Origin of the sequence: Candidatus Nitrosopumilus sp. (assembly GCF_028278985.1) — an archaeon.
In the GTDB taxonomy this organism is placed as follows: Archaea; Thermoproteota; Nitrososphaeria; order Nitrososphaerales; family Nitrosopumilaceae; genus Nitrosopumilus.
On sequence record NZ_JANQTA010000018.1, the window covers coordinates 57,841 to 84,488 of the forward strand.

Below are 26,648 nucleotides of genomic sequence, written 5' to 3' on the forward strand. Positions count from 1 at the left end.
TTCTACACTTTTTTGATGTCTGAAATCTTTGAAATTGGACTAGGAAATAATAATCCTGAAATTCGAAAAAAAGCTGATTCTGATTTTGTCTCTTTTTGGGATGAACAGGCTAAGCAGTTATCTTGGTTCTCTCCTTGGACTAAGACTTTAGATTGGAATCCTCCCTTTGCAAGGTGGTTTGTAGGCGGAAAAATCAACGCTTCTTATAATGCTCTAGATGTCCATCAGGCATCAAAATCTCAAAAACCTGCTATATTGTGGGAGGGCGAAAATGATGAATCACGTGTATTGACTTATGAGGATCTTTTTGTTCAAGTTCAAAAATTTGCAAATGTCCTGAAATCTCTTGGTGTCAAAAGTGGTGATCGTGTCACCATTTATCTTCCAATGGTTCCAGAATTACCAATTGCAATGTTGGCCTGTGCAAGAATTGGTGCCACACATACTGTGGTTTTCTCTGGATTTAGTGCAACATCAATTAAAGATAGAATTGATGATTCCAAATCCAAAGTTGTCATCACTGCTGATGGCGGATATCGAAGAGGCAAAGTTGTTAAACTCAAAGAAGTTATTGATGAGGCAATTCAGGGCTTTGATTTTGTAGAGCACGTAATTGTTTTAGAGAGAACAAAAAATGAAATTACTCTAACCTCGAAAGATCATTTATGGCATAACTTAATGGATGAAGCATCCCCTTCCTGTGATGCTGAAAAATTAAACAGTGAACATCCTCTATACATTTTGTATACATCTGGTACTACTGGAAAACCAAAAGGTGTTTTACATGGAACAGGTGGATACCTTACTCATTTACATTCCACATACAAGTGGGCATTTGACATTAAAGACTCTGATGTCTTTTTTTGTACGGCTGATATTGGTTGGGTAACTGGACATAGCTATGTAGTTTATGCCCCTCTTTTACACGGTGCAACTGAAGTAATGTATGAAGGCGCACCTGACTTTCCTGATGCATCTCGCATGTGGGATATATTGCAAAAATACAAAGTAACTATTTTTTACACAACACCTACTGCACTTCGAATGTTCATGAAGTTTGGAGATGATATTCCAAATTCTTTTGATCTATCGACATTAAGATTACTTGGAACTGTTGGCGAGCCAATTAATCCCGAAGTTTGGAAATGGTATTACAAAACTATTGGTAAAGAAAAATGCCCAATCATTGACACATGGTGGCAAACTGAAACTGGTGGAATGCTGATCTCTTCACTTCCTGGAATTGAAACAATTCCATTAAAGCCCGGTTCTGGCACTCGTGCTATTCCAGGCGTAAATATTGCTGTAGTTGATGAAAATGGTACTGATGTGGCACCTAACACAAAGGGCTATCTTGTCATAAAGAATCCTTGGCCAGGAATGCTTTTGACTTTATGGAATGATGATGAAAAATACAAAACTGTCTATTGGTCAAAATATGAAAATTGGTATTATCCTGGTGATTATGCTCTCAAAGATGATGATGATTACTTGTGGCTTTTAGGTCGTGCTGATGATGTTTTGAAAGTAGCTGGACATAGAATTGGTACTGCAGAATTGGAAAGTTGTATTGTATCTCATAATTCTGTTGCAGAATCTGCTGTATGTGGAATCCCGGATGAAGTTAAAGGAGAAGTAATTATCGCATTTGCTGTTTTGAAACAAGGTATTAGTAAAAATGATGAATTAGAAAAAGAAATTTTGTTAAAAATTCGTAATGATATTGGTCCAATTGCTACTCCAAAACAAATCTACTTTGTTTCTAAACTTCCAAAAACCCGTAGTGGAAAAATCATGCGAAGATTACTCAAAGCTATTGCAAAAAACGAAAAGATTGGTGATGTTAGTACTTTGGAGGATGGAGCTGCAGTATCTGAAGTGCAACAATCAGTTGAAGATCTTAAACGCTCAATGAATGTGTGATGTATTTTCTCTGATCGGTTATTGCTTTTTCAATACTTCAAAATCTATTTTTGACAGCATTTCAAACATCTTTTTTAGGCCATCGTATTCTGATTTTGAATTTTTATCCAAACTATCGTATTTTTTTTCTTTTATTTCGTCAAGTTTCTTGTTTGCCTCTTTTACAAATTCTTTGTATTCATTAACCTGCTCATTATTCATTTTTGTTAAATCAAAAATCACTGTATTACTTCCAAGCAAATTTTTATTTTCATCATAAAGGCTGGTGGCTTGCAACAATCCTGGAAATGTTGTTTCATCTTGTCGCTTGAAAGTAATTCTTCTATAAGTGACTCTTCCTGTCTCAAACCATACCTTTAGCGATTCATTCATCTTTTCCCATGATTCTTTTGGTACGTGCTCAAAAATTGATTTTCCTAAAATTTCTGATTTCTCATATCCCAAGTTTGCAGCATATGTGGAATTACAGTCTAAAATCACGCCTATGGAATTGATTCTTCTCCACATTACTGGGGCGTCTTTGAGTGTTTTTCGTGCTTCTGTTTGAGTCATTTTATTAAATTTAGACTGACTAGTTATTAAATTAAAATCTCTTAAAACCATTGATCTAGATTCTGGCTTTTCTTTTCTAGAGCTTTTTTTAGTCTGTTTAGGGTTGATTGCACTCTGTCTTCTGAAAAACTTCGTTCTTTCACTAAATACTGTGTTATTCCTTCATAATCGATTTTTTCAAAAATAACTTCGTCTACTTTTGCTACTTCTGGTTCAAGAAATATTTTCCTTATTTGTTCAAAGTCTATTTCTTGTAATTGTTCTTGAATTTGAGGAATATCTTCTAATCTGGAATGTTGTTTTATCATTTTTAGTGCTGTCTTTGGCCCAATTCTTTCAAATCCGTTTGGATTAAAATCAGTCCCAATTAAAATTCCTACATCAATTAATTCTTCTCTTGTTAATTGTAATTCATCAAGTGTCTTCTGTGTTTCAATAATTTCTGGGACAATATCGATGTATGTATTTCGATTTGGAATTTTTCTTCTTCCACTATTTGTAAAATTTCTTACTAGTTTTTTTGCACCACATAATATTGAATCGAAATCTTGACTTGCAGAAGCATATGCCTGTCCTGTATTTGTCAAATGTGCTGCGGTTGCTTCACCTTCTGATGGTGCATCGATGTATGGTATTCCAAAATACGTTAAAAGTTGTTTTGATTCTTTAACCATACCATCTTTCATGCTTGTTGTTTGTTGTGCATATTTTCTTGCATCTTCCATATTTCCTTCTGCAATAGCTTTTTCGTATTTTACGGTTGCATCTTTTTTGATTTGTTTTCTTCGCTCAATTTCTGCTGTTTTTAGTGAGGGTGGTTTTCCATCAAAAACATAAACTGGTTTTATTCCCAATGACAAAAAATTGACATTTCTATACAGTAATCCACTCAGATGACTCGTAATTCTGCCCTCTGAATCTGATAATTGAAGTCCATCTGGGCCTCTAATACTTGCTAGGAATTGATAGATCGCATTGTATGCATCAATTGCTATGACTTTGTTTGCAAATGATTCTAAGGTTGTTTTCTCTCTAACAACTAGATCTTTAAGATTTAATCCCATGATTTCATCTCCTTTTTGTCATATTTTGCATTTGTTATTTTATGATTTTTCATAATAACCTCCCCTTTTAGCCTTGAATAGTTCTCATTACATCTTATGATTTGCAATATGCTAGGATGTGATAGTGAGGCATTTACTCAAGTTATGTTTTATCACTTTGAAAAACAAAACCCAAAGCCTTACTGCAGACAAATTATGAGATTTTGCATTATTCATGCTAAGCTAATCTCAGAAGATGACAGCTCAATAAGGGTGCAAGTGCTAAATTGAGAAAAATTGAATTTGATATAATAGATAAAGATTATCTAGATTTCTTGTCTGTATGTGTTGATGAAGATCTAAGCGTTGAGGATAAACTCAAGAACATAATCAAATATCATGTAATTGTTTATAGAAACAGAAGGAAGCTTAAAAATCAGAAACTTTTTTCATAATTTGTAGATGAAGAATTTACCTCTAAATCTTGAAGATAAAATTTTTGAAATTAAATCTAATTCAGAAAGTGTAGTGAAAATAAAATCCTATTTCCCTTTACGTGAAAACGAAAAACAGGAAATAATCAAGATTCTTGAATTGAAAAATTTTGATGGGTTTACATCTATTTTTACTGATACTGTAAGTGATGAAGAGTGGGAAAAAACAAAACATCAAATAAAAAAGAAATTTCGAGATGAATTATTTGATATTGATAATGACTCCTGATTTGCTTTATTATGGAGAATATTCAAGACTAAATGCCGGGATAGCCAAGCGGTAAGGCGGCCGTCTCGAAAACGGCTACGCGCAAGCGTGCAGGGGTTCGAATCCCTTTCCCGGCGTCTAACAAATGGTTAAAATCCCATCTTTCTCAAGAAATTTCATGACAAAAGAAACAGAATCTAAAATTCAAAATTCTGGGCTCTCGTTAGCTGATCTAATCGGTCATTTTAGAGAAAAATGCAAGATATGTGGTCATCATAGAATAATGCATAATGAATTGGGAAAGTGTGATGGTGTAATGAATAAGCCTTGTAACTCAGGATGCGATGCATTTGATGCTGAATAAAACAAAAATGTAATTCTTTAATACGTTATTTTCAAAATCCTTTCATGGATTCAGAAAATTTTGAAGAGAAGATTTATCCTTTAGGATATGAACCTCAAACAACTCCTGAAAAAACTGATCCAAATGTTAGAAATCAATTATTGGATTTTATTTTACATTCGGGACCTTCAGAAGTTGTCGATACAGATCTATTTGCTGTAATGGCAAAGAGAAGATCCACAAGAAAATTTTCAACAAAACCTGTAGAGACAGAAAAAATTGATAAAATTATTGCAGCAGCTGATACTGCTCCCACTGCTGGAAACTATCAAGGTTTTGAAATATTTTATGTAAAAAATCCTGAGAAGAAAAAACAACTCATCCCAGCTTGTAATAACCAACCATATGTTAATTCCCCAGTAGTTTTGGTTTTCTGTAAAAATCCAACAAGAGTAAAATTTGATTTTCCAGAATATGTTTTAAAAAAATTTGCAATACAAGATGCTACTCTTGCAGCAGGATATTCTCAGCTAGCAGCTCAAGCATTAGGGTTGAGCTCAATTTGGATAGGAATGTTTGATGAACAAAAAGTTATGGATGTCATAGAGACTGATTTGATACCTTCATCAGTATTATGCATTGGATATCCTGAGCAGACGAAATTTCCAAAACCCAGAAGGAATCTCAAAGATTTGGTTCATGTGGTTTGGTAAGCTATGCCTAAAATTCTCCATCTTTAAATAATCATTCATCTCTGCATTACATATGACTGATGCATATGTGATGCTAAATTGCGAATTAGGTGCAGAAGAAGAAATCATAGAACAATTAAAAGAGCTAGAACAAGTTGTTGATGTTTTTGAAACTATTGGCACTCATGATATGCTAGTGAAACTTCAAGCAGAAAACTTTGAAAAAATACGAGAAATTGTATCTTGGAATATTCAAAAACTCAAAAAAGTGCGCTCAACTGCCACTCTCATAAAAAAAGATAATTAAGATTAGCCTATAGTTTTTTCATGGTTGATGAGAAAAATGAAATTGAAAAACTCATTGACAATATGATTTCTAGTGGTGATGAATTAGTCGCAAATCTTAAAACCGTTTTACCTGATTCTCTTGCTGAATCCATGACAATGTTTCAGGAATCAAATGTAGAGAATTTGAAGAAGATTAAAGATTTCTTAAATAAGTAAATTCTACTTCCGATGAATACTACTATATCTTTTTTAACTATAATTCGAGCTGTAACTTGTGAGCCGAAGTAGAACTATGTCCATAACTGTAAAGAAAAAAACTGGTGATGCGTTTGATGCAATATTACAAATTCCACCAAAAATGATGCCTGATGCAAAACTTCATGATGATGGATGGTGGTCATTTACTGGACCTCATGGTTCATCTAAACTCAAATTTAATGAAAACAAATCTTTTGGAATTTTAGATCATAAATACATCGATGAAGAATCTACTTGGGATGTTCCAATGCGTGTGGTTTCAAGTGGTGATTATTCTGAAGTAATTATTACCCTAAACAAGCCTGATGAACTTAGTGATGAACAATTTGATCAAAGAATGGAAGAAATTGGAGAGATGGTAAATAGTATGAAAAACATAATCGAATCTTCTCCTAACCCTTCCTAAAATTGAATTTTGATAATGGATTGGTCATTCCCCTCATACCTACATTGAATTTCTCTAAATGCCGTGAAAACGATTGTGATACTTTTTTGTGTCTTGTTAGCATGAATAATGCAACAAATCCTTCAAAAAACATCATTGTTCCTTCAATTGGGCTAATCTCAAAAATTCCTGTAACCAGTAATGTTATGGCGATAATGACTACAACCAGAATTACTGAATAGTAGATTGCATAACGTTCCTTTTTTGGGTCATGAAGTGATGATAGGATTTTCATTGTGATGAACTGGTCCCCATAATTTCTCTTTGACGTCGTTTGACATAGTATAGTGATAAGATAAAGGCTGAACTTACTACGGCGATTCCAATCCCCATTGTATGAAGATGAAATTCTCTAATCTCTGGAAAAATAACTGCAAGAAAATGTATTTGAACTCCTACTACAAAAATCAAAACCCATGGAATTTTACTACAAGAATCCTGAAATGTCACTTCTAATCTAGATTGATAAATTAGATAATACTATGCCTGTATCATTAATTTCTGACACGAGATTATGCCTGAAAAGTAGAACTTGTTCTTCAAGCTTAAATGCAAATTTTGTAATAACAATCTAAGAAAATGCCCTATGAAGAAGTATATTATCAAAGATTGGAAGAAGACAATCCTGAAGATTATGAAAAATTAAAATCTAAAAAAACTGAATAATCATCAATTATCTTTTGGTTTATCTGAATCATCATTTTGGTTTCCTCCTGGACCTACCATGTCTTCTGGTTTGACTTTGTTATCCCAATTACCTTTTACTCCTTTGATTAATGAAATAACTCCACCAGCTATCAAAGACAAAACTACTCCGAAGAAAATTGTTTGATCAAATATTTTGTATGAGCAATTGATTTCTTTTGGCGGTGCTTCATCAGAATACTCATAACAAGTACCAAATTCATCTGCTTCAAATGTTGCTGCTTGATAATCTTGTCCAAAAACTCCTAACACTCCAAATCCAATAAAAATTAAGATCACTCCGATTAGAGTAAATCTCATATCACTCATACAAACTTTTTCAAATTATCATATTTACACTTTGACATGAATTTGTTATAGTGTTATTTTTCTAAACTAGTTTTCAAATTTTCTAAAGATGCTTCATAGAAACTTCCCATGAATACAATAAAATCCAGAAATTGTTTTTCTGTCATTTTCATACTGTTAAGATATGATTGCCATGTTAACTCAACTATCGATCTTGATTTAGCTTTAATTGAAATTGTGGCAACATATGCTCTTAATGGTAACCCTTCAGTTGCAATATATGAGAAATATTCCTTATCTTTCCAAGCAACTACATGCTCTTCAATCTTATTTCCGTCATTAAATGTGATTAATCTGACTGCACCTACTCCTTTTTTCTTACTTGAGAGATAGACAGTCTTTTTGACATCTACAACCCATGTAGGCAATCCTGCTATGTTACTAATTTTTCTCCAAACTTTATCTCTAGTCGCTTTAATTTTGATAGTTTTTTTCACAGTACCTGTATGAAATGTCTTTTTTGTTTTATTTGCCATGTGCCATGTTCGATAATCTAGATTTTAAATTTAGTTGTACAACCGTTTTTAATCCCCATCCAATAATACTATCAAATGGTCTTTGGATGGGGAAAAAAGAAAGAAGATAAAAAAGAAGAAAAACATGTAGAGCAGGAAGCCCCACAAAACAAAGAAATCCAATATTCCGATATCCCTAAAGTAATTGCTGATTTGAAGCAACTGCGTGAATCTCAAACAACTTCTGAAATAAAACATTTGAGAAATTCAACTGCTCCTCTAATTGAAGAATTGATGAAAATTGGGGATGTTCTGGAGAAAGATAATCTGAAGGTAGATGACATTGACAAGCATCTGGCAATTATTGTTGTTAGAGGAAAAAAACAAGTGATAAGTGTAATAAAAAAGGATGTACTTCCTTTACCAGAGGTTAAAACAATTGAGGATGCCTCAAAACTAAATTCATTATTGAATCAAATATTAAAAAAAGTTGGAGATGTTTTGGGACGTCAAACTCGAGTAATTCACATATTTGCAAAAAAATATGCAGAACAATTAAAAAATAATTTAGAAGTCATGAATTCCAATCATGCAGAAATTCAAAAATTATTAAAAAATTATCAGGATGGAAAAGAACTATCTGAACAAATCCTCCAATCTGTTTCTGAAATTGATAAAATGAAAAAACTAAAACAAGAAAAACTGAACAAAGTATCTGAAACTGAAAATATTCTAAGCGAAACCAGCAACTCTGTATCCTCACTTGAAAAATCTTTTAAAGAAATAAAGTCTTCTGAACATTATAAAAAATATTTAGAATTGGAATCATCTTTGAATAATTTTACAAAAGAAAAATCTCAAATCAAAAGTTCAATTGATGCCCAATTTACAAAAATTTCTAGACCTTTGAGTAGATATGAGTATGGCTCTTCATTAGACAAAGAGCAAAAAAATCTGCTAACTCAATTAGTTAATGATCCATTTACCATCTTACTTGCTGAAAACAAGGATTCCATCATTACAATATTGGAAAATGTAAGAAAAGGAATCAATTCTGGTTCAATTTCTGTAAAAGATCAAGATAAATCAATGCAACAAATCACTGAAGTTGAAGAATCATTGGATTCGCTAATTTTGAGAGTTTCTTCCTATTCTGAAAAATTCAATTCTTTACAAAATGAATTAGATTCCTATGATCTGACCGATTTTAATACTAAAAAAAATGATTTAGAGAAAAATTCCTCATTACATGAAGAATTACAACTAAAATTGGAATCCTTTCAAGGTGAAATTAACGAGTATGAGGTAAAAATCCCTTCTGTGATATCTGAGGTGCAAATCATGATGCAAAATTACTCAAATACAAAATATGTTGTATTGGATTCTTAAAATTAAATTAGTTAAGAAATAGAGTAATTATGTGATTTTCAAAAAGAAGAAATTAGAACGTAAAGTGTTGATCACTAAGGATGTTGTTGAAAGTATCCTTTCCTACTGTCAAATGAAACATCCCAATGAAGGAATTCTAATTTTAAAAGGAAAATCAAAACAAGGAGAAATTAAAGTTGATGGATTAGTTATTCCTCCATTTAGTTACACTGGTCCAACATTTGCAGGATTTCCTCATTCTTTTTTACCCTTTGATATGAGTTATGTGGGAATTGTACATTCACACCCTAGCGGTTCTGCTGACCCATCAGTAGAAGATTTGCATAATTTCTTTGGATTAGTTTCTCTGATTGTTAAATCTCCATACAAAGATGATTGTATTTTTGCGTGGGACAGTGGAGGCAATTCTGTGCCTCTATCCATTGTTGAAGAATCATAATCTGAAATAACACCTGAAAAATACTGACAAAACTTTATAACATATTTTGCGATACTTTTATTGTATTGTTTAATTATAAGACATATCTGATTTTCTTATTTGCTTCATTAGCTATTAGCATAGGATTGCAAATGGTTTTGCCATTCCCATATGGTTTAGGCGCTGCTCTTGCAATTTTCATTGCTTTCCCATTGATTCTCAGAAGACGTTACATGAGTCGTATGAGAGGCGGCTATGGTGGCGGCAGCGATTCTGGCTCTGGTGGAGGAGGATTCTTTGGAATGGGATCTCCAAATTCATCTGGTGGAGTTCGTTACGTATGCTTGGTATGTAACAACAAACACAAGGGTGGAACTTGTCCACGATGTGGCTCAAAAATGCAAAGAGCAGATTTCTAACTGAAAAAACATGACATTAGATGCCCTTAAACAAAAAGTAATTTTTCATAATTCAGTTGATGTCTGGATTGCTGCATGTGGTGAAAAAAATATTCAATGGTCTAATCCTTCTGATTATAAAAAATTCATTGCACATTTACTCAAAAATAATTTGAATCTTAAAGCATTCAATCTATGTGCACATGATGCTGGTGCAACTGAGGAAGAGAAAACAAAATTTGCTGAAACTCTTGCAGAGACAAAGGATGATCCAAACTCACAAGTCTATACCATCAAATTAACCGATTCTGCACTTGAAATGATTCGTAGTTATCCTTTCTAGTTTAACGTTTGAGCTTTGGATTAACAATTGCATCTAAAGCATTTCCGATAAAAACAAAAGCTAAGCCTGTAATTGCAATCATAACTCCTGGAGGCATTATCCACCACCATAATCCTCTTGCAGCTGCACCAAATGTATTTGCATCATGAAGAATTTGTCCCCATGTTGGGAAAGATGGGTCACCTAATCCAAGAAAACTTAATCCTGCTTCTGTTGTAATTGCGGCAGGAACAGAAATTGCAATACTGGCAAAAGCATAAGGCAACAATTGTGGAAGAATGTGTTTTAAAATGATTTTGGAGTTTTTTTGCCCCATCATATTGGCCGCATCAACATACCCACGAGTTTTAATTTGTAATGACATACTTCTAGAGACTTTGGCTATTCCAACCCATCCAAAAATCATCAAAAATCCTACCATTAGGAAGATGCTGTTGCTAATTGTTACAGAAAGAATAATCAGAAATGGTAAGGCAGGCAGTGCATAGATTACATCGTTAAATCTCATCATCGCTTCATCAGTTTTTTTGCCTTTGAACCCTGCATAAACTCCATACAAAAGTCCCATAATGACTGAAGCAATTGCTACTACCAGGCCAATAAATAACGCCAGTGGTGTTCCCCAAAGCAAACCGATTGCCAAATCTCTTCTTAGCTCATCTGTTCCCATAACCCCAAACGCTTTTCCTCCTATGATCAATTTTGATTCTGTTAATTCAATTTTTGAATTAATTGAAATTGCATTAATTATGAAAACATATTTTCCTTTTAGAGGAACATTTTGTTCAATTTGTGAAAAAATTATGTCTTCTGAAGATAAACTTTGTATAGAAAATCTATAATGTTCTGATTGCAAAAACAAATTTTTCTTAATCATCTCATCAGTAGAAAAAATTCTTTCTTGATGAATTGCTAAATTTTCAGAATATGGTAATGATGACGAAATTAAATCTAATGTAATTCCATCTGGTCTGATAACTGACATTTGAATTAGTGGTGAGTTACTGTATGCTGATGTGAATTCATAAATGAAATCGTTTGGGAAATCATCATATTGATAATTCACTCCAAATTGATGTGATGTTTGGATGATTTCACCTTGAACCCTATTACTAATAACGGGAGAATCTAAAATTTGATGCTCAGGAATTTTTTCAGATTGAAAATAGTTTACCCAAGCTGGTACTGCCACTTTTGGATATGAAATCCAATTTCCAGGATTATTCCATTCTTGAAACGTTTCAACGGGAATAACTGTAATTGCAATTAATGAAATTGATACAAGAATTATCAAAATGGAAATTCCGGCAATCCCAATTTTACTTCTGATGAATTCTTGTTTGATTTCTTGAGGACTAATACTACTCATTGCCCTGTCCTCACACGTGGATCAAAGTAACCATACAGCAAGTCTGCAACAAAAATACTAATCAAGAAAAACACTGTCAAAATGTAAGTAGCACCAATAATTACTGGCAAATCCATGACTGTAATTGCTTCAAAGTACAGTCTTCCCATTCCTGGCCAATCGAAAACTGCCTCTGTAATTATTGCACCTCCTAGTGATCCTGATAAACTGAGGGCAAGTATGGTTACAATTGGCGGTGCTGCATTTTTCAGAGCATGAGTATACACAATTTTCTTTTGCTTGATTCCAATAGTCTTTTTTGCTAAAATGAAATCTTCTTGCATAATTCCTACCATGAAGTTTCTAACTAGATATGCCCATGATCCAAAACCAATCATTACTATTGTGATTAATGGAAGTGCCATATGATACAACAAAGCCAAGAAATATCCAGGTTCTGATGATGGTATGTCTGGAGTAGCTCTTGCTGGAAAAATTTGATACATAAATGAAAATACAAAAATCATTAACATACCAATCCACCATACTGGGAAACTAGAACTAATTATAGCAAAAGATGAAGTGATTCTGTCAACTACTGAACCTACTTTGGAACCAGCTAGCGCTCCTAGAAAAATTCCTATTATTGAAATAATTATTGTTGCAGTAGTAAATAGTAGAATTGTTCTTGGTAATTTTTCAAAAATAATTTCTTTAACATCTGATGAACCTGAATCGCTTGTTAGAAATGTGGCATGGCCAAAATCTAATAGAAGAATTTTATACATTGTTATTCCGATTCTTTGTGGTGAATACCAAGGTTCATCTAATCCTAATGACTTGACTCTCTGATCAATTTGACTTTGTACAAACATTTCAAATTCTTCTACCGATGAAAAACTTTCAGCGATTCCTGGATTTTCTGTAATTTCTGCCCTAACTTGGAAAACGACCCCTTGTTTTAGAATTGTATCCATATTGGAACCCACTAATGCAATTGTAATCAGCAAAGTGATCATTAGAACCCCAAACATTGTTGCTAATCTTGTTGCAACGTATCTCTTCATACTCAATATTTCTGAAATTATGGTTGTTGTTATAATATTAGATGGTATTTTTTGTGCCTAGCACAAAAATACTAGAAATTATTGATTCAACAACAAAAAAATCTCACACTCTTTCTTTTCAAATTTACTTATGATATCATGTATGGTAAATGAGAACAAATTAGGTCAAATTCTTACAGAATATGTTCAGAATCACATTAGAGGAAAAACACCCTTTCAAAACACCTCTCATTATATCGCTTATTTGCATAGAAAATCCATGGAAAATTCCTAATTCTGATAATTCCTTATCTTTAATTCGTTGTTTTAACAACTATCTTTATGACAAGAAAAAAGCAATTTAATCCAGACAATCTTGTTTTGACAAAACCCGAAATCCTTGAATTTTGTGACCGTGTATTGGAAAAATGGAATAAATCTCCAACTCAGAATGCAACTAATATTCTTGCTATGAATGCTGTAAAAACTAGTGTAATGTGGACCGATGATGAATCTCTAAAGGCAATCTGGAGTGAAATAATTGGATGGACTTATGAATTACTGTATCATAATGCTATGGCCAATAATGATGAAGAATGGACTACAGTAATGAAAAAATTAAAAAATAAAAAGTAATTATTTTTCTTTATGAGTGCAAATACCATTAGAAAAGCAAAGAAGCTTGTAGAATCTGGTGGGGTAGCTCAGCTCGAGGATGATTTGTTTCAAATAAAATCTTTATCGGATCCTGAAAAATCATACATTGCAAGTTCCACTGAATGTGAATGTCCGGGATTCAAAAATTTCTATAAATTCCATCATGGAAAAGGTTTGAAAGCTAATTGTTCTCATTTAGAAGCAATTAAAATATTCAAACAAGAAAACCCTTGATTACTTTAAATTATTTTTTGAATTTTTCCAATTGTTACTTTATTTCCATCAATCACAATGGGTCTTAGAATCAATCCTGGATGCTTTATCATAAGTTTGATTAATTGAGCATCTGTTTTTTTAGAATTTTCCAAATCTAATTCCTTGTACATCTTATCTCTTTTTCGTAAAAATTCTATGGGCTTTTTACCACTAATTTTGATAATTTTTTTTAATTCTGTTTCAGTAAGGGGATCTTTGAAAAAATCTCTTTTTTCAATCTCTTTTTTCATTCTTTCAATCTCTGAAATTGATTTCTTACATGTGATGCATGATGATTTATGAAGAACTTTCAAGTCATTTTTTATGCCTAATTTTCCTTAAAAATTGTTTAGAAAAAGAAAATTGCCGTTAGGCACAGCAGATTGATTTTTTAAAATCTTCAATATTTCTTTCAAAGTTGCATTCTTTGCATACTTGCCATGTTCTCTCTTTCAAGATTGACAATGTTGCTTCATAGTTTACAGAATACATTTTTCCTCCACAAGAAGGGCAAGGTAATGGGATATCTATTTTCATAATTATTCTTATGTGATTTTGAATATAAGGCGCACGTAGAATTTATCAATTGTTCATTAATCTTCAGATTGATCTTCTGTATCTAATTTCTCTTGATTAAATTGTTCCAAGATTTCTTTTGGAATCGTAATCATTTCCAAATATGCTTTTTGGGCTTCTTCAAATGTGCCTCCATTCTCTAAAATCTCTGCTCTTAGGTTTTGAGCATTTTCAAAGGTATTTTTTGTGAAATTCAATTGATTGATGACTAGTTCTTTGATTTCAGGTCTTAAACTTGTAATGTAGTCTTCATATTGATATCCTCCATACGTTCCTGCTCCTGGTTGATAGAAATCAATTGCTTCTTGTTTTAGTTCTTCAGCAATTCTTCTTTGTTCGTTTAGACGAATCTGTTCTTCATTAGGTTTGTATTCTTCTTTCTTTTCTAAAATTAATTCATCCAATAATCCATGATAATATTTGAATAATGTCTGACCTATTGGGTCTTTTTCAAAATCACTTTCATTTGAACTTAGATATTTTCTTGCTTGTTCTGATGCTAATTGTTGTTCTAATAATGATAATTTACTTGCTTCTCCTTTTACGTCAAAGGAAGTTGATGATAGGCCCTTCATTTCGTACCATGTTGCGACTATGTTAATTGGATATGTTCCAGCAGCTCTCTCCAGATCTTTGAATTCAGCTCTAAATTCTCCCCAAGGATCTGTGAAAACCTTAACTGAATCTGAGCCTGTTCTAAGAAGAACTTCAGCTCCTCTGATTGGCTTATATGCATGATCAACAACTTGCCCTGAAATTACTACTGTGCCTCCTGAAACTATTGACTTATTTTCTACATTAGAAATAATGACAAAATCCCACAACTCTGCATTTGCCACAGGCAACACTGAAATCACCATCAATACTGTTAGCAATGCTACAGCTGCTAGTTTATGGGTAATCATATGAGATTGTGCTGAATTTTGTTGTTAAGACAATGTATGAAGAAAAATTAGCCATTTTTCAATTTTTTTTGAGTCAATTTTGTTGGCTTTGATAAAAACAGTCTCTAGACATGCTTCCCTAATTCTTAAACCTCTGGAAAATTTACCCTATGAAATATGGACTTGGAAAAATTTCAAAAGGATGTTACTCAAATGACAGAAAAACTAGCTAAAAATCTTGACCAATCTGATTTGTCAAAACTGAATTTTGTTCGTGAGCAGTTAATTGAAATGTATAAAAAAAATCTAGTTAAAATCAATCACTCAATTTTAGAATTAATTTGTGCTAGCACTTTGATTTCTAGAGGATATTCTGTTAAAGTTGAGAAAAATATTTCTGAAATTCTGGTTTGTGATATCTTTGCAAAAAAAGGAGGAGGAAATACCATAATTGAAATTGAAACAGGATTTACTCCACCAGAACATGCAATGGATACTGTTGATTATTACGCAGCTAGAATAATGAGTAAAATTGCTCGTTATAGCAAACACTGTTCAAAGTTTTCATTGGCAACTCCTGTCATTGGAATATTGCCTATTGCAAAAATTTTCTTACTTCCACCAAATGCAAGAAAACAAGAAGACGTTCAAAAAATAAAAAATTTATGCGATCGATATTACAAAAATCCTCCAATTAATTATGAGGATATCTTGAATGCTCATCTTCATTCAATTTTTTTGATAAATATTGACAAGGGCTTTGCAAAAGAACTTGATCCACAAGGATACATGGATTTAACTGATGATCTCCTTGGTAGAAGTGAAGTTTCCTATTGATTTTAAGGATTAACAAAAATATTCAAATTCATCTTTGTTTACTAGTTAAGTATGATTTGTGCATCTTGTGAATCTCGAAAGCACTATGAATGCATTGATTGTATGAACAATCACAAAACCTACATTTGCACTTGCGATTGCCATGATGAAAATACTAAACCTCACCCAATAGGGAAATCTCATTGATTAATTTCTAAATTTTCGCTCCAAGTCTTGAGCCATTATTTCCAACTTGCTGGTATCACCAAGTTTTCGATAAGTTAGTTTTTCTAGAGTTTTGATAATGCTTATTGCTGCTCTATATTGAGGGATTTCTGGCTCATTTAATTCACCATACATGCCGATTCCCTGAATTCCATGTTTTTTAGCAAATCCTAGAATTAGCCCATTAAATCCAGTAATGATTGATTTTTGTGGAGTAGTTTCTACATCTAACTTCTTCATTTGGTTTGTTAGCTCGGTAGATGTTGTAGTGATGTATGTTTTTGGTTTTTCGTCAAAAATTCTATTTGTATGAAATCCACCTAATGTGTAAATGAACTTTGCAGAATATTTTTTTGAAATTTGAATTACGTCTTCACACAATGCGTTTAATTCACTGTTACTCTGCGGTTGACCTTTACCTCCTCCAAAAACAATTAGGTCTTCTGTATATCTATAATCCCAACTTTCGTCTGGAAGATCAATGTATCCCCCTCTGTCAACAACATATGTGGGAAATGGAGTTTTTGCAGTTCTAAATGGTTTGGTATGGAGTGATTCATTGATAAAATTTACAACAATACTTCCAACGTTTCCCATATCTTGCATAGCTGCAATGATGATTGGTTTTTGCACATTAGGCTCTTCAATTTGTTCAAACTCCATTCATCCTCTTAATTCTAATGAATTTTAAATCTATATTGAAAAACTTTTTTTGATTGAAACCTTCTTGCGCCTAATCTGATGTTTTTCCCAAGTGTAAAAACAATATCATATTTTAACTCTTGTAGATTTACATCTTTTTGGCTCAAGATCGTCAAAAACGTGAAGATTCATAAGGCAAAAAAACATTCTATCGACAAATTATGGAGACTACTGTAGAAACCATTGGAACACTCGAATATGTCCTTGATAAGTACTCAAAAGTCTGGAGTTGGAAAGTAACTGGTGATCGTGCAGTAAGTATGATTTCTAGATTAGTCACTCAAGCATGGTATGGTGAAAACGTAAACGAGATAATAATTCCTGATAGTGATGAAAGTGTAAAACAAATCAAAATGATACTGGATAGATATCCTCTAGAAATTCTTTCAAAATCTGCCTGGCAGAGAAAAATTGTCAAAACGTTTGCTCCTAAACCTACATTACCGCCTGTAAAATTAAAACTCAAGAAAGCAAAAACTGGTGAGCAGTTTAGAGGAAAACTCTTGAATTTTCAAAAGGAAGGATTAGACTTCTTAATCAAATCATCTGGTAATGCATTATTGGCAGATGAAATGGGTTTAGGTAAAACTGTTCAAACCTTATCCTATGTCGCCACTGAAAAACAAACTTTTCCGGTTCTAGTTGTTGCTCCTCTTGTCACGCTAAATAACTGGGAAAGAGAAATTTCAAAATTCTTAAAGAAAAAAAGTCGTAACGGTAGAATTGTTGAATCTGATTCTCCTAGTGTAACAATAATTCGTACTGGAAAATCAAAAGAATTACCAAAAACTGATATCTATATCATCAATTATGAATTACTTTTCAAAAGATACGATGATTTATCAAAAGTTGGAATCAAAACAATTGTTTGTGATGAGGTACATAATCTCCGTTCAAAGACTACTCAAAAGTATAAGGCAGTAAAAAAATTAGGAGCTTTAGATTCAATCAAATATAGAATTGGTCTTTCTGGAACTCCCATCTATAATCGTGGTTCTGAAATATGGCCAATTATTGATATTTTGAAACCTGGATTACTAGGAAGCTTCAAAGAATTTTGTGAATACTTTTGCTATGTAAATGAAAAAGGAAAGGCAATAGTATTGGAAAACAAACGTGCTTCTCTTAGAAATGAACTTCAAAAACATGTTATGCTTAGAAGAAAAAAATCCGATGTTCTAAAAGAACTAAAAGACAAAGTTAGATACAAAGAAGTTATTGCATCGGATACTGAATACTATCTTGAAGAATTAGATAAGATTTGGAAGAAATTAGAAGAAGAACAAAAGGATGCGGAAACTGAATTCTCCAAATCTGCATCTTATCAACGTGCTATCCAGAGTGAAAGACAAATTGCAGGCGTGGCAAAATTACCTCATGTGATTAATTTTGTTAAAAACATCATGGAAATTGAAGAAAGTGTTGTAGTTTTCTGCCATCATAAAGTAATTCATAAACTTCTTCATGAAAGCCTTGAAGAATTTTCCCCAGTCTCAATTATTGGTGGGCAAACCGATTCAGTAAGGCAAGATCAAATTGACAAATTCCAAAAGGGTGAATCAAAATTAATGATTGCTGGATTACGTGCTGGAAATGTTGGTATTAATCTAACCAGAGCAAAATATGTGATTTTTGCAGAATTAGATTGGAGTCCTGCTATTCATAGACAAGCAGAGGATAGATTACATAGAATTGGCCAAAAGAATACTGTCTTTGCATATTATCTGATAGGTAATGGAACTCTTGATGATCATGTTGCCAATATTTTGGTTGACAAAAGTTATGAAATTGATGAAATCATGGATGAATCTACAGAAAATTATGAAAATAAAAATAAAGCAGAATTAATTCTTGCTCAAATTCAAGATAAAATTAGATCAAAATAACTAGATCTCTAGTTTATTTTTCAATTCAACAAGTTTTTTGACAATTGTTTCTTTTTGGGAAAATTCCATTTGTGAGTCTTGAATTTCTTTTTGAATTTCATCAATGATACTCAAAACTTCGATACTGTGGTTATCTTTTTCAAAGTTTATTTTTTCAAATCCTTCTGTTTCTGTTTTATCAATTTCTTCTATTCCTTCAGGTAGAATTTCAAAAATTTTGATGATTGTTTCGTTGACTCTTTGTGGAGACATTAAGACAAATTGATTTTTTCTCAATTTTTCCATTTCTTGATTGATGTGTTCTTCTGTTTCCTCTAGGATGTCTGAAATCTCTTTCATACTACATGATTTTACTTGTAATAGTCTAAGAATTCGTGCCCATAATGGGATTTTAGAATTCCATAAGATTTCTTTGGCTAAATCCGTAATAGAAAAAGAACCATTGTCATTTAATACAATCATTTTTCTGTCTTTTAGTCCTGCTAATGTATCTAGAATTTTTCCTACTCCTAATCGCTTTAAATTAGAATTTTCCAAGCTGGTTTCATTAAAGGTCCCATTTTCCTTTATTGCCAAATCTAAAATCTCTAATTCTATTGTTCCTATTTTTCTCATATTTTCAATTCCTTCTTTAGATTTATCTTCCTTTCCTCTTTATCTCTGAATGTATCTCTTCTAATTCTTTGTGCAATTTCAAAATATTTTCAAAGTTGGATTTTTCCCATCTCTCAAATTCCTCAATCTTTCCTAATTTAAAATCTGGATTAGATATTTGATTTGCTAAAAACCATGGTTCTCTATAAGTAAAAATTATTTTTCCAATCAATAATCCATTCTGATTTAGAAATGAATTCATCATTTTTTTGATTTTTTCTTTTTGATCAGGATAATTCTCAATCAATTTCTCAAAATTATTTTTTCTCAATAATTGAAATCTCTCAAACACTTTGTTACTCGTTTCTCTTAATTCTCTAATATTATTATCATAATTTTTTAAAAATAGTTCTGCCCATTTTTTCACATTTGAAGAATTTGAGAAATTCAATTGTTTAATTTTTAAAATTTCATCAATTACTTGCTGATTGGCATTGATATGCCACTCGATAAATTCCTCTATCTCTTTAATGTTATCTGATTTTTCACAAATCCAAGAAAATAACTCCGCTCCTTTTGTTTCACTATCAAATAATTCTTCAACCCTTGGATGTATCACGATTTTAGTAGTATCTTCAAAAATATATGTGGATTCAAAGGTTTCATCATATGGTTCAGTATGAACTTCCAAAACTTGCTTATGATTATGATGAATTAGAACCTCATATTGATGCCGAAACAATGAGGATTCATCACCAAAAACATCACCAATCATATGCTGATGGCCTAAACTCTGCACTTGACAAAGTTTGCGGGGCCTCACATCCTCAATACATCTCATCCATTCTTTCAGATTTGAAATCTGTACCTGAAACAGGACGTTCTGCAGTCAATTTTTTTGGTGGGGGATATGAAAATCATAAACTATTTTGGGAAACTATGACTCCTGATGGTGATAAATCTCCCGGAGGAAAATTAGAAGATTCTATTGATGTTTATTATGATAATTTTGAAAACTTCAAAAAAGTTTTTTCTGAAAAAGCAGTTTCTATTCAAGGTAGTGGTTGGTGTTGGTTGGTATTTAATCAAACATACAACAAAATAGAAATCATTACCACTTCAAACCAAGATAGTCCGTGGGTTTTACAAAAAATTCCACTGTTGGCTCTAGATGTTTGGGAGCATGCATATTATTTGCATTATCAAAATCGAAGACCTGAATATGTCAATTCCTGGTGGAATGTTGTGAATTGGGATTATGTTGAAAATAGATTTTCGGAACTAAATGGGTAAACTTCATAATTTGGACAAATTCTTTTAAAGAAAAATTCCATTTTTGTACCAATGAACAAGAGTCTAAGAATTATTGCAATTCTAGCAATATTGCCCTTGTTTGCAACAGGTCTAGGGACTGACTATTTCTCAGGTGTCGATGCTTTGAAAAGTAAAGGTACTTCAACCTCTCAATATGGTTCAAGTACTGATATCTGTGGATTGGATTTCTGCTCAAACTATCCTGGTGGAAGAGCTGGATGGGAAACAGACCAAGGTAGTGCCACTACACCTGTAACTCCAGTTGAAGAAGAACACATGGAAAAAGAATCCATGGAAGAAACTCATGAAGAAGAACACATGGAGAAAGAACACATGGAAAAAGAATCCATGGAAGAAACTCATGAGGAATTAACTGAAGAAGACTTGGGCTCTGTACTTAGATTATCAAGAGCAAATGTTCCTGCAACAATCCCATTACATCAAGGATTCTATGATGGTGGTGATGTATATTACATCATTACTGATTCAAGTGATCCTACACATGCAAATGTGATAACTGAAAATCAAGGTTGGAAAGTTGAGCTTGCTCCATTGTTAAAGAATGCTCCTGAAGAAGCATTATCAAAAACCTACATGTTCTTAAACGGAATTGAGGGTGATGGTGTTCATGGTTATCAGGGAGAAATCTTCACTAGCACTCCTGCTCAAGAAGATATCTACAGTGCTTTAACATCTCATGTACATGTTACATGGAATGAAGGTGCTACTCCTAGAATTTTAGATTCTGAGGCCATGGTTATGGAAGCAGTTGACAACGGGGAAATTCAATTAGCTGAAATTGATGTTGTATTGAACATGCCTCAAATTGTTTGGCCAGAAGGACAAATGATGGTTAAAGAGGACAAAACTTTGACTGATACAACACCTTACGGTGGTGGTCAAGTTCTTGATATTAATACAGAAGAGATGGAAGTTACTTTCATTGCTCATCGTGGATGGGGTCCAGATGGTAGAACAATCTATTACATTGTAACAGATGCAACACCAAGTGGTCCTGCTGGAATGATGGGTGTTGTTAGTTCACCAACATCTGCAAGCTTGATTGCAAATTCTGCAGCAGTTGATTTGTATCAATTCAAAAATGGAATTGCAGGAACGGGTCCATTAGGATTTCAACCTGGAATTGCAGCCGGTGCTCCTGGTGATGAAAATTATTCTCCAATGTGGAGAATCTTCATGACTGGTTGGGCTGATCCTGGTAGTGCTCAAGTTTTAGAGACTATTGGTGATTTGAATGCATATCAAGACGCTGGGTTGATTGACATTGGAATTGCACGCCCTATGGATAGTGATCATATAGTGAACTGTCCATTCATTGATCCATTCCAATAAAATCAAAATTTTCTTTTTTATTTTTTTTAAATTTTGAACATCTGTTTGTTTTAAAGCATTTTTTTTAACATTTTTTTTGAGAATTGACTGCCTACTTTATCTGTGATAAAATGAATAATCTACTATGAGTATTGCAGGAATGTACATGCTAAATTCTTCTGAGTATCAAGAAGAAAAAATCCATCAAGCCCTAGATATGTTATATGTTGACAGAAAAAATGAGTTTCGCGAATTATCTCAAGTTCTGTTACCTGAGAAAGCAATTACGTCTATGCCGAATTGGAAGGAATTCGTTTTGAATTTCTCTTTAGATGTTGAGGAGTCATTCAAAACTTGGTCAGGACAATCTGAATTGGATACTCATTCGCCACAAAAGGCATTGACAATTTTACGTCAATTAGGTCATGACCTAACTTCGATGAATCAATTGACACATCTTCTTAACATGTCATACAATCTATCTGCAGAATTCAAAGAGATTTACCGCAGATTAAAGTAACCTCTTTATTTTTTTATTCTAGTTAAAACAAATTTCTGTATTGAATTTTCTATCAAAAAAAGTTCTAGAATATCAGGAAAAAAAAATTGAAAGAATCAGAAAAAACATTACGAGAACATCTTGATAATAAAAAAAGATTGGAATCCTCAGGTGGGTCATCAAAAGAAATTGAACATGAGGAAAAACTAATCAAAATTTGGTCAAATAACATTGAAAAAATTAAAGCAGAGATGAGAAAAATTCAAGAAAAATAAGATTCATTAGGACAAACCCTGATCGCTTGTATATGGACTTCATGTTAGAAGAAGAATTAATTGATCTGATGACTTTCTGTCTTCAAAATCCTGATTCCTCAGAAATCCCCGACAAGCATAAACGAATTACTGAAATTGGACATGAATTGTATGCTGATGGTGGAATTGATGCACTTGAAAATTTCTTCTTTGTATTAAAAAATAGAATTACTGAAGAAATAGAAAAAGATCCATCTCCAATGCGTTCGCTATGGAATGGACTTACTGACGAATGGCAGTATTAGATTCCCTTATTGAGAATTTTATCCTCTACCGATTCTGAATATGGCTGTGTTGCAAGTTGGGCAAGTGCCTTTAATTGCTGGTTTGCCATTTTTCATGGTGTATGGTTTTGCGCCACCGATTTCTCGTTTGTCGCGGCACTTTACACAATATCCTATTGTCATAATTGCACTAGGCTCAGGTTCTATTAGCGAGAACTTGTTGAACTTTTTTCACTAAGTGGCAAACCTCCGATCTTATTTTTTGTGTTCTACAACAATTTTTTTCGTATCGGACATTTTTTTGCAAAATTTAGGAACAAATTCTTAGAAGATCTTAAGTAAAACACAAAAATTTGTTGAAAAAAAGTTTGTCAATTTTTTAGCTTACATTAACTTGAATTTTTGAAGTTTCAGATAATGCTTGATGATATTTCAGACCTTCCCACACAAAAATTTCTGCAAAATACTCTCCATCTTTTTGAGGAGTCCATGACAAAGATGGATTTAATTTTTGATCAGGTGTTAACTGTCCACTGATCCATCCAAGTGATACAACAAAACCTGATTCATCTTTTATTTGTACAAGATAAACAAAGTTTTGAGATTTTGTTTGATGGTTTGTGATGTCTGCTGAAATTTGAATTTGCTGATTTACATTAACATTATCTGTTACTGGAACTCCAAATGCATTTTCTAATCTTGGTTCTTCAATTGAAGCTCTTTCTAATTCTGTTTGTGCAAAAATTGGACTAAAGCTAATACTCACCAGTAATACAATTACAATTCCAATGCCCCTAACTAACACAAAAATTGAACAGATTTTTTGCTAATAAAGCGTTTCTGGATTGATTTTCTTGATTTACGCCTTGATCTGTTGAATCAGTTTACCTTCTTGATTTTAGATGACACTATTTTGTTTGGATTGAGGATATTATCCTGATCCAATAACCTCTTTAATTCTTGAAAAATCTCATAGTTTTTCTTTCCATATTGTTTTTTGATAAATTCTGAACGAGCGATTCCGTCTCCATGCTCAGCCGTGATTGTGCCTGATTGCCTGATTATTTCTGAGAAAAATTCCTTTGAAATTGCTTTGATGGTGCTTTTTTTGACAATTTTTCCTGATAGTCTAATGTGTAAATTCCCATTACCAATATGTCCGTAAATGATAGATTTTGTACCAAATTTTTTGTTGACTTGTTTTACAACTGAAAATACTTTTTCAATTTTTTCAATTGGAACTGCTGAATCCTCAATAATGTGGGGTATTCTGTTTTCTTTTTTTATTGATTTCAAACTATAATGTAATGATGAATCTCTATATTTCCACCATTTGAAAATTTCATTATCTTTGTGAATAATTTTTTTAATTTTTCCGTTTGATAATATTCTGACATTCTTTAGATTTGTAGAAATTTTTTCATCATACTCTATAAACAACAGACAATTTGTTTTTTTATTGAATTTTTCTGGAATGTGTTTTAGTGTTGGTTTGTCTACAAACTCCATTGCCGACGGATGTGTCGTCAAAATTTCTTTACAATTTTTAGCAGCTTGTAAATTTGAATCATATTCAATAACGACTAATGCTTTATTTTTAGGAATGTTTTGAATTTTTATTTTCGCTAAAAGAATTATTCCCAATGTTCCTTCAGAACCTAAAATAATTTTATGTGCATCTTTTTCATTTTTTATTGTGTCAATCCTATAGCCTGATGAATTTTTAGAAACATTTGGAAATGATTTTTTACTAATTTTTTTTGAAATGTTCGAAATCTTTTTGCTTATATTTTTATTTTCAGGAAGTTTGATTAGTCTGCCATTCCCATCTGCTATTGTTACTTCTAAAACATTATCAATTACACTTCCATATTTTAAACTCCTACTCCCACTTGAATTATTTCCTAGCATTCCTCCTATGGAGCAAAATGAACCAATTGATGGGTTTGGTGGAAAGAATTTATTTTCTGATTGTAATTTTTTATCTAGAATTCCTTTTACAACTCCTGGCTCTACTACTGCATAATTTTTTCTTATTTTGATTTTGTTTAATTTTTTTAAATCTAAAATTATGCCTGAGTTTAATGCACTTCCAACTAATCCTGTGCCTGCTCCCCTGACTGTGACTGTGGTGTTAAATTTTCTGGCTGCCTTGATTGTATTGATGATATCTTTTTGATTATTGGCAATTACAACTGCTTTGGGAATTATTTGGTAGGAACTTGCATCAACTGAATAATAATCTCTTAATTCTTTGTCTGATAGTATTTCTCCTTCAATTTTTGATTCAAGGACTTGTATCAGATTTCTTCTCATGTGTAATTACTATACTTTAATTCTGTAATAATCCCATCTTTCAGGATCAAATAGTGTTACAAATTCTGCTTGTTCTTTATTCACTCTAGCTCTAATTACATCTCGTAGAGCAAAACTAGTTAAGAATTTGTATTTCATGGAGTGTGCTTGCATGATAAACATATGTCTCATTTCACTGCCTCCTTTCAATCCCCAATAACCCATTTTCAAAGCTAGTGGTTCTAAGAAAATCGTATTGTTTAATCCATAATTTTCATCTCTGATTTCCTCTCTGAGGTTGTATTTTTCTAGTGGTCCTCCTTTAGCAAATCCTACAATTTCACCATTTTTGTCATTTAGTCTTAGTGTGTTGATAATTACTTGTGGGTCTTTCACCGTTTTTTCAAAATTATCTTTTTCAAACTGCAGTGGTGTAGGCAGCTCTAAAAATATCTCATATAGTGATTTGATGAAGTTTGGATCTTCTCTAGTTGACATTGATTCTATGGTTGGCATTAATTTCAAATTCTCATACGCATAATCTGCTTGAATTGTAATTTCCTGCTGTCTGATTTTCATAAAAGATAAAACTGTATCAAAAAAGTTTTTCCGCATTTCTTTTGGAAGTGTTTTTAGAATTCCTTTTGCCATGTCCGTTTCTTTGTTTAGTAATTCTTCAAAATATGCAACTGCACTTCTAACTATTAATGATGGTCTCCATGCTAATGCATGAGCATTCATCTTTGCCATTTCCATGGCTTTAGTAAAGTCTCCTAATGCGTAACCACTAATTCTATCTACTACTGAAAGAAACCATCCCATCTCCATAATGTGCTGTTGGTATTGTTGGTTGTTTCTAGTTGCATCTGAATTTTGAAAACACTGTTTGATTTGCTCTTCCGCATTTTTTCTTAAATCACCACTCCAAGGATAAGTGGTTCTTAAAATCAATACTTTGATAATTTCTAAATCTACATTTGCTGTGTTGATAAGTTGTCTTAACTTTCTGTCCATTGAAATGAATTTCAAAACACTTTCTTCATGTGGTTTATCCACGTTTTTTTGTGGATCGAAATCATGAAACAACGCTGCGATGTACAAATACTTGATATCTTCTGGACTGAACTTGATTCTTTCTTGACTTTTTGCCAGAAGAGAAACATAAGTTACTTCAAGTTCATGATGGATGTTGTGATATCCATAGTAGTCACTCCCTAATCCTTGACTTTCAAACAAATCAATAGTATAATCTAGCATTTCGACATAACAGTCATCTTCCAATCCATTCTGAACCATCAAACTGATGATTTCATTTCTCATTGAGTGAGTGTTTGCAAATTGTTGCAATATATCATCGATCTAATTCATGTTTTTAAAGA

38 protein-coding genes and 1 tRNA gene are annotated in these 26,648 nt (G+C 32.6%); 21 read left to right on the forward strand and 18 right to left on the reverse strand.

The genetic code is table 11. The features are described from left to right. Positions 1–15: 15 nt before the first annotated feature. Positions 16–1,923, forward strand: a complete 1,908-nt coding sequence (gene acs / locus Q0941_RS06135) for an acetate--CoA ligase (RefSeq protein ID WP_299292222.1) — start codon at positions 16–18, stop codon at positions 1,921–1,923. A gap of 18 nt (positions 1,924–1,941) precedes the next feature. Here the strand turns inward: acs and Q0941_RS06140 are convergent, their stop codons facing one another. Both Q0941_RS06140 and fen read right to left on the reverse strand, forming a co-directional pair. Then, a complete protein-coding gene (locus tag Q0941_RS06140) occupies positions 1,942–2,475 on the reverse strand; it encodes a PAS domain S-box protein (RefSeq protein ID WP_299292223.1) in 534 nt (177 codons plus the stop codon). Positions 2,476–2,516: 41 nt separating this feature from the next. Then, positions 2,517–3,539: a flap endonuclease-1 gene (gene fen / locus Q0941_RS06145; protein ID WP_299292224.1), complete on the reverse strand. Its 1,023-nt coding sequence runs from the start codon at positions 3,537–3,539 to the stop codon at positions 2,517–2,519. Positions 3,540–3,980: 441 nt separating this feature from the next. Between fen and Q0941_RS06150 the strand changes: the two genes are divergently transcribed. From Q0941_RS06150 to Q0941_RS06180, 7 genes are all read left to right on the forward strand, one after another. Then, on the forward strand, positions 3,981–4,241 hold the full coding sequence (locus tag Q0941_RS06150) for a hypothetical protein (RefSeq protein WP_299292225.1): 261 nt from the start codon (positions 3,981–3,983) through the stop codon (positions 4,239–4,241). A 34-nt stretch (positions 4,242–4,275) separates the two neighbouring features. Next, positions 4,276–4,357, forward strand: a tRNA-Ser gene (locus tag Q0941_RS06155). A gap of 41 nt (positions 4,358–4,398) precedes the next feature. After that, positions 4,399–4,584: a hypothetical protein gene (locus Q0941_RS06160; RefSeq protein WP_299292226.1), complete on the forward strand. Its 186-nt coding sequence runs from the start codon at positions 4,399–4,401 to the stop codon at positions 4,582–4,584. Positions 4,585–4,628: 44 nt separating this feature from the next. Continuing rightward, positions 4,629–5,276, forward strand: a complete 648-nt coding sequence (locus Q0941_RS06165) for a nitroreductase family protein (protein ID WP_299292227.1) — start codon at positions 4,629–4,631, stop codon at positions 5,274–5,276. A gap of 52 nt (positions 5,277–5,328) precedes the next feature. Beyond that, a complete protein-coding gene (locus Q0941_RS06170) occupies positions 5,329–5,562 on the forward strand; it encodes an Lrp/AsnC ligand binding domain-containing protein (protein WP_299292228.1) in 234 nt (77 codons plus the stop codon). A gap of 20 nt (positions 5,563–5,582) precedes the next feature. Continuing rightward, positions 5,583–5,759 carry a hypothetical protein gene (locus Q0941_RS06175; RefSeq protein ID WP_299292229.1) on the forward strand — a complete coding sequence of 59 codons (177 nt, stop codon included), beginning with the start codon at positions 5,583–5,585 and terminating at the stop codon, positions 5,757–5,759. A gap of 58 nt (positions 5,760–5,817) precedes the next feature. Then, entirely contained in the window at positions 5,818–6,207 is a 390-nt protein-coding gene (locus Q0941_RS06180; RefSeq protein WP_299292230.1) for a hypothetical protein, read from the forward strand. Here Q0941_RS06180 and Q0941_RS06185 read toward each other — a convergent pair. The 4 genes from Q0941_RS06185 to Q0941_RS06200 all read right to left on the reverse strand — a co-directional run bounded on the left by Q0941_RS06185 (position 6,194) and on the right by Q0941_RS06200 (position 7,775). Then, positions 6,194–6,481: a hypothetical protein gene (locus Q0941_RS06185; protein WP_299292231.1), complete on the reverse strand. Its 288-nt coding sequence runs from the start codon at positions 6,479–6,481 to the stop codon at positions 6,194–6,196. The genes Q0941_RS06180 and Q0941_RS06185 overlap by 14 nt on opposite strands. Continuing rightward, positions 6,478–6,696, reverse strand: a complete 219-nt coding sequence (locus Q0941_RS06190; RefSeq protein ID WP_299292232.1) for a hypothetical protein — start codon at positions 6,694–6,696, stop codon at positions 6,478–6,480. The genes Q0941_RS06185 and Q0941_RS06190 overlap by 4 nt, the downstream gene beginning before the upstream one ends. 219 nt (positions 6,697–6,915) lie before the next feature. Beyond that, the gene (locus Q0941_RS06195) at positions 6,916–7,251 is read right to left on the reverse strand and encodes a hypothetical protein (RefSeq protein WP_299292381.1); all 336 of its coding nucleotides are present in this window, start codon (positions 7,249–7,251) and stop codon (positions 6,916–6,918) included. 62 nt (positions 7,252–7,313) lie between these two features. Beyond that, positions 7,314–7,775, reverse strand: a complete 462-nt coding sequence (locus tag Q0941_RS06200) for an SRPBCC family protein (RefSeq protein ID WP_299292233.1) — start codon at positions 7,773–7,775, stop codon at positions 7,314–7,316. A 75-nt stretch (positions 7,776–7,850) separates the two neighbouring features. On the opposite strand from Q0941_RS06200, the gene Q0941_RS06205 reads away from it, so the two are divergent. The 4 genes from Q0941_RS06205 (at position 7,851) to Q0941_RS06220 (ending at position 10,302) form a co-directional block, all read left to right on the forward strand. Continuing rightward, complete coding sequence (locus Q0941_RS06205) at positions 7,851–9,143, forward strand: exonuclease SbcC (RefSeq protein WP_299292234.1); 1,293 nt, start codon at positions 7,851–7,853, stop codon at positions 9,141–9,143. A gap of 31 nt (positions 9,144–9,174) precedes the next feature. After that, a complete protein-coding gene (locus Q0941_RS06210) occupies positions 9,175–9,582 on the forward strand; it encodes a Mov34/MPN/PAD-1 family protein (protein WP_299292235.1) in 408 nt (135 codons plus the stop codon). Positions 9,583–9,713: 131 nt separating this feature from the next. Then, entirely contained in the window at positions 9,714–9,980 is a 267-nt protein-coding gene (locus tag Q0941_RS06215) for a hypothetical protein (RefSeq protein ID WP_367277479.1), read from the forward strand. A 10-nt stretch (positions 9,981–9,990) separates the two neighbouring features. After that, a complete protein-coding gene (locus Q0941_RS06220; RefSeq protein ID WP_299292237.1) occupies positions 9,991–10,302 on the forward strand; it encodes a hypothetical protein in 312 nt (103 codons plus the stop codon). 1 nt (position 10,303) lies between these two features. On the opposite strand, the gene Q0941_RS06225 is transcribed toward Q0941_RS06220, so the two are convergent. Together Q0941_RS06225 and Q0941_RS06230 are read right to left on the reverse strand one after the other, a co-directional pair. Beyond that, complete coding sequence (locus Q0941_RS06225) at positions 10,304–11,671, reverse strand: ABC transporter permease (protein WP_299292238.1); 1,368 nt, start codon at positions 11,669–11,671, stop codon at positions 10,304–10,306. Further along, the gene (locus tag Q0941_RS06230; RefSeq protein ID WP_299292239.1) at positions 11,668–12,717 is read right to left on the reverse strand and encodes an ABC transporter permease; all 1,050 of its coding nucleotides are present in this window, start codon (positions 12,715–12,717) and stop codon (positions 11,668–11,670) included. Before Q0941_RS06230 ends, Q0941_RS06225 begins: the two co-directional genes overlap by 4 nt. A gap of 321 nt (positions 12,718–13,038) precedes the next feature. Between Q0941_RS06230 and Q0941_RS06235 the strand changes: the two genes are divergently transcribed. Beyond that, positions 13,039–13,332: a hypothetical protein gene (locus Q0941_RS06235; protein ID WP_299292240.1), complete on the forward strand. Its 294-nt coding sequence runs from the start codon at positions 13,039–13,041 to the stop codon at positions 13,330–13,332. Positions 13,333–13,344: 12 nt separating this feature from the next. Then, on the forward strand, positions 13,345–13,587 hold the full coding sequence (locus Q0941_RS06240) for a hypothetical protein (protein ID WP_299292241.1): 243 nt from the start codon (positions 13,345–13,347) through the stop codon (positions 13,585–13,587). Between the two features lie 5 nt (positions 13,588–13,592). Here the strand turns inward: Q0941_RS06240 and Q0941_RS06245 are convergent, their stop codons facing one another. Genes Q0941_RS06245 through Q0941_RS06255 form a run of 3 tightly spaced genes read right to left on the reverse strand, consistent with a single transcriptional unit; the run spans position 13,593 to position 15,089 of the window. Next, positions 13,593–13,922, reverse strand: coding sequence for an arsenate reductase family protein (locus tag Q0941_RS06245; protein ID WP_299292242.1), 330 nt, complete (start codon positions 13,920–13,922; stop codon positions 13,593–13,595). A 55-nt stretch (positions 13,923–13,977) separates the two neighbouring features. Continuing rightward, positions 13,978–14,145: a hypothetical protein gene (locus Q0941_RS06250; protein WP_299292243.1), complete on the reverse strand. Its 168-nt coding sequence runs from the start codon at positions 14,143–14,145 to the stop codon at positions 13,978–13,980. A 56-nt stretch (positions 14,146–14,201) separates the two neighbouring features. Continuing rightward, positions 14,202–15,089: a carboxypeptidase regulatory-like domain-containing protein gene (locus Q0941_RS06255; protein WP_299292244.1), complete on the reverse strand. Its 888-nt coding sequence runs from the start codon at positions 15,087–15,089 to the stop codon at positions 14,202–14,204. A 156-nt stretch (positions 15,090–15,245) separates the two neighbouring features. On the opposite strand from Q0941_RS06255, the gene Q0941_RS06260 reads away from it, so the two are divergent. Beyond that, the gene (locus Q0941_RS06260) at positions 15,246–15,905 is read left to right on the forward strand and encodes a hypothetical protein (RefSeq protein ID WP_299292245.1); all 660 of its coding nucleotides are present in this window, start codon (positions 15,246–15,248) and stop codon (positions 15,903–15,905) included. Between the two features lie 186 nt (positions 15,906–16,091). Here Q0941_RS06260 and Q0941_RS06265 read toward each other — a convergent pair whose 3' ends face one another. Continuing rightward, the gene (locus tag Q0941_RS06265) at positions 16,092–16,772 is read right to left on the reverse strand and encodes a PAC2 family protein (RefSeq protein WP_299292246.1); all 681 of its coding nucleotides are present in this window, start codon (positions 16,770–16,772) and stop codon (positions 16,092–16,094) included. 200 nt (positions 16,773–16,972) lie between these two features. Here Q0941_RS06265 and Q0941_RS06270 point away from each other — a divergent pair, with 200 nt between their 5' ends. Further along, entirely contained in the window at positions 16,973–18,697 is a 1,725-nt protein-coding gene (locus Q0941_RS06270) for a DEAD/DEAH box helicase (protein WP_299292247.1), read from the forward strand. On the opposite strand, the gene Q0941_RS06275 is transcribed toward Q0941_RS06270, so the two are convergent. Together Q0941_RS06275 and Q0941_RS06280 are read right to left on the reverse strand one after the other, a co-directional pair. Then, positions 18,698–19,312: a hypothetical protein gene (locus Q0941_RS06275; protein WP_299292248.1), complete on the reverse strand. Its 615-nt coding sequence runs from the start codon at positions 19,310–19,312 to the stop codon at positions 18,698–18,700. A gap of 22 nt (positions 19,313–19,334) precedes the next feature. Further along, on the reverse strand, positions 19,335–19,982 hold the full coding sequence (locus Q0941_RS06280) for a hypothetical protein (RefSeq protein WP_299292249.1): 648 nt from the start codon (positions 19,980–19,982) through the stop codon (positions 19,335–19,337). Here Q0941_RS06280 and Q0941_RS06285 point away from each other — a divergent pair. The 5 genes from Q0941_RS06285 to Q0941_RS06305 all read left to right on the forward strand — a co-directional run bounded on the left by Q0941_RS06285 (position 19,961) and on the right by Q0941_RS06305 (position 22,995). Next, the gene (locus Q0941_RS06285) at positions 19,961–20,584 is read left to right on the forward strand and encodes a superoxide dismutase (RefSeq protein WP_299292250.1); all 624 of its coding nucleotides are present in this window, start codon (positions 19,961–19,963) and stop codon (positions 20,582–20,584) included. The two genes, Q0941_RS06280 and Q0941_RS06285, sit on opposite strands and share 22 nt — an antisense overlap. Before the next feature lie 51 nt (positions 20,585–20,635). Beyond that, positions 20,636–21,958, forward strand: a complete 1,323-nt coding sequence (locus Q0941_RS06290; RefSeq protein WP_299292251.1) for a hypothetical protein — start codon at positions 20,636–20,638, stop codon at positions 21,956–21,958. Positions 21,959–22,082: 124 nt separating this feature from the next. Beyond that, on the forward strand, positions 22,083–22,457 hold the full coding sequence (locus Q0941_RS06295; RefSeq protein ID WP_299292252.1) for a hypothetical protein: 375 nt from the start codon (positions 22,083–22,085) through the stop codon (positions 22,455–22,457). A gap of 86 nt (positions 22,458–22,543) precedes the next feature. Next, positions 22,544–22,711, forward strand: coding sequence for a hypothetical protein (locus Q0941_RS06300; RefSeq protein ID WP_299292253.1), 168 nt, complete (start codon positions 22,544–22,546; stop codon positions 22,709–22,711). Between the two features lie 32 nt (positions 22,712–22,743). Then, the gene (locus tag Q0941_RS06305; RefSeq protein ID WP_299292254.1) at positions 22,744–22,995 is read left to right on the forward strand and encodes a hypothetical protein; all 252 of its coding nucleotides are present in this window, start codon (positions 22,744–22,746) and stop codon (positions 22,993–22,995) included. A gap of 18 nt (positions 22,996–23,013) precedes the next feature. Here Q0941_RS06305 and Q0941_RS06310 read toward each other — a convergent pair whose 3' ends face one another. The 4 genes from Q0941_RS06310 to Q0941_RS06325 form a co-directional block, all read right to left on the reverse strand. Beyond that, a complete protein-coding gene (locus Q0941_RS06310; RefSeq protein ID WP_299292255.1) occupies positions 23,014–23,157 on the reverse strand; it encodes a DUF5679 domain-containing protein in 144 nt (47 codons plus the stop codon). 196 nt (positions 23,158–23,353) lie between these two features. Then, entirely contained in the window at positions 23,354–23,779 is a 426-nt protein-coding gene (locus Q0941_RS06315; RefSeq protein WP_299292256.1) for a hypothetical protein, read from the reverse strand. Between the two features lie 74 nt (positions 23,780–23,853). After that, positions 23,854–25,290, reverse strand: a complete 1,437-nt coding sequence (locus Q0941_RS06320) for an FAD-binding oxidoreductase (protein ID WP_299292257.1) — start codon at positions 25,288–25,290, stop codon at positions 23,854–23,856. Between the two features lie 9 nt (positions 25,291–25,299). Continuing rightward, positions 25,300–26,589 carry an HD domain-containing protein gene (locus tag Q0941_RS06325; protein ID WP_299292383.1) on the reverse strand — a complete coding sequence of 430 codons (1,290 nt, stop codon included), beginning with the start codon at positions 26,587–26,589 and terminating at the stop codon, positions 25,300–25,302. Between the last annotated feature and the right edge of the window lie 59 nt (positions 26,590–26,648).